This window comes from Caballeronia sp. M23-90, from assembly GCF_053574605.1.
Genome location: NZ_JBSIPA010000439.1, coordinates 1 through 5338, shown reverse-complemented (window position 1 = coordinate 5338; position 5338 = coordinate 1). Strand labels below are relative to the sequence as shown.

1 protein-coding gene and 1 pseudogene are annotated in these 5338 nt (G+C 60.9%); both read left to right on the top strand.

The genetic code is table 11. From position 1 onward, the window contains the following. A partial coding sequence (locus tag ACRXB1_RS29310) for an alpha-1,4-glucan--maltose-1-phosphate maltosyltransferase (RefSeq protein WP_449494018.1) occupies nucleotides 1-2077 on the top strand: 2077 nt, incomplete at its 5' end. A gap of 133 nt (nucleotides 2078-2210) precedes the next feature. Further along, nucleotides 2211-5213 (top strand): annotated as a pseudogene (treS, locus tag ACRXB1_RS29305) (maltose alpha-D-glucosyltransferase); the annotation flags it as partial. Between the last annotated feature and the right edge of the window lie 125 nt (nucleotides 5214-5338).

Sequence of the window (5338 nt, the reverse complement as noted above, 5' to 3'; positions counted from 1 at the left end):
TGAGCCGCCGATCCTGCTCGCGCAGCCCCAGGTCAAACGCGGCGCGAAATCCGCCGATAAAAAATCGGTGAACGAGGCGCTGGTCGCCCCGCGCGTGATGATCGAAAGCGTGGAGCCGTCGGTGGATCACGGGCGCTTCCCGGCGAAGCGGATTGTGGGCGAAGCCGCCGAAATCACGGCTGCTATCTTCGCGGAAGGGCACGACAAGATCGCGGCTGCCGTGCAGTGGCGCGCCGCCGATGAAACCGACTGGCACGAAGCCAAGATGCTTCCGGTCATTCCGCTTGGCAACGACTTGTGGACGACCAGCATTCCGCTCGACCGGCTCGGCCGGCATGAATTCACGGTGATTGCGTGGCGCGACGACTTTGCATCGCTCATCGATCACATGCAGAAAAAGCTCAAGGCCGAGCAGACCGTCGAACTGGAACTCGAGGAGTTGCGGCACCTGTTCGCGTTGATCCTCGCCGAAGTGAAGACAACTGAAGGGTCGCAAACGGAACCGCTGGAAGGCATCGTCAAGCAGTTCGCGAAAGCCGATGGCGAGACACGTCTCGCGCTGGCTTTGTCGCCGGAAACGGCGCAGGCCATCGAAGCGGCGCGGCATCGTCCGTTCCTGTCGCGCGATCCGGTGACGTACCGGATCGACGCCGAACGCGCCGCCGCGCGCTTTGCAAGCTGGTACGAGATCTTCCCGCGCTCCATGAGCGACGATGAAAACCGTCACGGCACGTTTATCGATGTAATCGGCAAGATGCCGCGCATCCGCGAGATGGGCTTTGACGTGCTGTACTTCCCGCCGATCAACCCGATTGGCATTGCGAACCGCAAAGGCAAGAACAATACGCTCACGGCCCAGCCCGGCGATGTGGGCAGCCCCTACGCCATCGGCGGCAAGCAAGGCGGTCACGACGCGGTGCATCCGGAACTCGGCAATCTGGATGACTTCAAGCGCATGCTCGATGCAGCGCGTGCGCACGGCCTGGAAATCGCGCTCGATTTCGCGGTGCAGTGCTCGCCGGATCATCCGTGGCTGAAGGAACACCCTACATGGTTCGCATGGCGTCCTGACGGCACCTTGCGGTACGCCGAAAATCCGCCGAAGAAGTATCAGGACATCGTGAATCCGGACTTCTATGCGAAGGACGCGAAACCCGAGTTGTGGCTTTCGCTGCGTGACGTGTTCCTGTTCTGGATCGCGGCGGGCGTGAAGATTTTCCGCGTCGACAACCCGCACACCAAACCTATGCCGTTCTGGGAATGGGTGATCGGCGACGTGCGTGCGCGTCATCCCGACGTCATGTTCCTGGCCGAAGCGTTCACGCGTCCGCGCGTGATGAACCGCCTCGCCAAGCTCGGCTTCTCGCAGTCCTACACGTACTTTACGTGGCGTGAGTCGAAGCGCGATTTCGTGGAATACATGCACGACCTGACGCAGACCGACGCGAAGGAATTCTTCCGTCCGAACTTCTTCGTCAATACGCCCGATATCAACCCGCGTTTCCTACAGCGTTCGGGCCGCGCCGGGTTTGTGATTCGTGCCGCACTCGCGGCCACGCTCTCGGGACTCTGGGGCGTGTACAGCGGTTTCGAATTGTGCGAAGCCGCCGCGTTGCCGAACAGCGAGGAATATCTGGACTCTGAAAAGTATCAGATTCGCGCGTGGGACTGGAACCGGCCAGGGAATATCGTCGGGGAGATCACGGCGCTCAACCGTATCCGCAAGGCGAATCCGGCGTTGCATTCGCACCTCGGCGTCAACTTCCTGACCGCCCACAACGAAAACATTCTCTTCTTCGAAAAGGCCAATGCCGCACGCGACAACGTGGTGCTGGTTGCAATCAACCTCGATCCGTTCAACGAGCAAGGCGCGGACATTGAACTGCCGTGGAAGACGCTGAGCGACTGGGGGGTTCAGGAGTGGGACGCGCTGGCCGTGGAAGACCAGATGACGGGCGAACGTTTTGAATGGCGCGGCCGACGGCAGCACATTCAACTCGATCCCAATACGCGGCCGTTTGCGATCTGGAGAATCGCACCGACGTGGGGCCTGCCTCGCAAGGACACCACAGCCTGAAGTCAAAGCGCCTGCGTGCCTTTGAACGGCGCGCAGGCGATCATCACGAAGGCATCGGCCGACGTGGCACAGAACAACTCACACAGCCGGTAGCAGTGCGCCTGACGCACCTCACCGGCTCAAGGAGCGACACGTGAAGCGCAACAAGAATTCGACTCTCAGCAACGATCCGCTCTGGTACAAAGACGCGATCATCTATCAAATCCACATCAAGTCCTTCTTCGATGCCAACAACGACGGCATCGGCGATTTTCCAGGCCTGCTGGCCAAACTCGATTACATCGCGGAACTCGGCGTGGATTGCATCTGGCTGCTGCCGTTCTATCCATCGCCACGACGCGACGACGGTTATGACATCGCGGATTATCGCAACGTGCATCCCGATTACGGCACGCTCGCCGACGTCAAGCGCTTCATTCAGGAAGCGCACGCACGCGGCATTCGCGTGGTGACGGAACTGGTCATCAACCATACCTCCGATCAACACCCGTGGTTCCAGCGCGCCCGGCTTGCAAAGCCCGGCTCGAACCATCGCAATTACTATGTCTGGTCGGATACCGACAAGAAGTACGAAGACACGCGGATCATCTTCATTGATTCCGAGCCGTCCAACTGGACGCACGATCCTGTTGCGGGACAGTACTACTGGCACCGGTTCTTCAACCACCAGCCCGACCTGAACTTCGACAACCCCGCCGTGCTGAAGGAAGTGCTGTCCGTTATGCGCTTCTGGCTGGATATGGGTATCGACGGTCTGCGGCTGGATGCCGTGCCGTATCTCGTGGAACGCGAAGGCACGAACAACGAGAACCTGCCCGAGACGCACGCAATCCTGAAGACGATCCGCGCGACCATCGACAAGGAATATCCGAACCGCATGTTGCTGGCCGAGGCGAATCAATGGCCAGAAGACGTGAAAGAGTATTTCGGCGATGAAGACGAATGCCACATGGCCTTCCACTTCCCGCTGATGCCGCGCATCTACATGTCGATTGCGAGCGAGGACCGCTTCCCGATCACCGACATCATGCGTCAGACGCCGGATCTCGCGCCGACCAATCAATGGGCGATTTTCCTGCGCAATCACGATGAACTCACGCTCGAAATGGTGACCGATTCGGAGCGCGATTATTTGTGGAACACGTATGCAAGCGATCGCCGCGCGCGCCTGAACCTCGGCATTCGCCGTCGTCTTGCGCCGCTGATGGAACGGGATCGCCGCCGTATCGAGCTGATCAATTCGCTGCTGCTGTCCATGCCCGGTACGCCCGTGATCTATTACGGCGACGAACTCGGCATGGGCGACAACATCCACCTGGGCGATCGTGACGGCGTGCGTACGCCGATGCAGTGGTCATCGGACAGGAACGGCGGGTTTTCGCGCGCTGATCCGGAACAGCTCGTGTTGCCGCCGGTGATGGGTTCGCTCTACGGTTACGACGCGATCAACGTGGAATCGCAAAGCCGCGATCCGCACTCGCTGCTCAACTGGACGCGCAAGATGCTCGCCGTGCGTCGCGCGAAACATGCATTCGGCCGTGGCACGATCCGCTTCCTGCGCCCGAACAATCGCAAGATCCTGGCGTATATCCGCGAGATCGAAGGCGAACCGCCCATCTTGTGTGTCGCGAATCTTTCGCGTGCGCCGCAAGCCGTCGAACTCGACCTGTCCGAATACGCCGGGTCGGTGCCGCTGGAAATGACGGCCGATTCCGCGTTTCCGCCCATCGGCCAGTTGACGTATCTGCTGACGTTCCCGCCGTATGGCTTCCTGTGGTTCCAGCTTTGCCCGGGCAATCAGCGTCCGGCATGGAGCCAGGCGCCATCGGAGCAATTGCCCGAGTTCGTGACCATGGTGATTCGCGCCGGGCAGACCGGCCCGACGCCGGAGAATGTGCGCCTGCTCGAATCCGAAGTGCTGCCGTCTTACTTGAGCAAGCGGCGCTGGTTTGCATCGAAGGACCAGACGTTGAAGCGCGTGCGCCTTGCCGCGTTGACCACGATCCCCGAAGCCGGGTTCGCGTTCACCGAAGTGGAAGCCGATGTTGGCGATCACACCGAACGCTATGTGTTGCCGCTGACGATTGCGTGGGGCACGGAAACGACGTCGCCGCTCTACATGCAATTGGCGCTGGCTCGTGTGCGCCAGAGCCGCAACATGGGCCATATCACCGACGCCTTCGCGGTCCCGACATTTACGTATGGCGTGCTGCGCAAGCTCAAGGAACGCGCTGTTGTACCGACCGTGCAAAAGAGCGAGATCCGCTTCATCCCGACCGAACGTCTGGATGCGCTGAACTTCAATTTCAAGCCGGGCGAACCGCTGCCCGAGATTCGTTGGCTTGCCGCCGAGCAGAGCAACAGCTCGCTCGTGATTGGCGACCAGGTCGTGCTGAAGCTCGTGCGGCGCCTCGTTGGCGGCATCCATCCGGAAGCCGAGATGAGCCGCTACCTGACGAAGCTCGGCTATGCGAACACCGGTCCGCTGTTCGGCGAAGTCGTGCGCGTCGATCCGGAAGGCGTGCCGCACACGCTCTGCATCTTGCAGGGGTTCATCGATAACCAGGGCGATGCCTGGAACTATGCGCTCGATTATCTGCGCCGCACCGTCGATGAACTCGCGCTGGCAGTGGACACCGAAGACCATTCGATGGATCGCGAGAAGGAGATGCAAGGCATCGAGGGATACCGGACGATTGCGGGGATCATCGGGCGTCGTCTGGGCGAACTGCACGTCGCGCTCGCATCGCCGTCCGACGATCCGGCGTTCGCGCCCGAGACGGCATCGAAGGAAGATGTGCGCGCATGGAACGACGGCACGCATACGCTGCTCGTCACCGCGCTCGATATCCTCGGCGCCAAGATCCGCGACTTCAGCGAGCATGATCGCGAACTCGCGCAGAGCCTGCTCGATCGCCGCGATCTGTTGCTCGCAGCCGTGCAGAAACTGGTGCCGGAAAGCGCCAACGCGCTGCGTATCCGGATTCACGGCGACTTCCACCTGGGCCAGGTCCTGATGGCGCAAGGCGATGCATTCCTGATCGACTTCGAAGGCGAACCGGCGCGGCCGCTGGAGGAACGCCGCAAAAAGTCAAGCCCGTTGCGTGACGTGGCCGGCTTATTGCGTTCCTTGTCCAGGTCCTGATGGCGCAAGGCGATGCATTCCTGATCGACTTCGAAGGCGAACCGGCGCGGCCGCTGGAGGAACGCCGCAAAAAGTCAAGCCCGTTGCGTGACGTGGCCGGCTTATTGCGTTCCTTG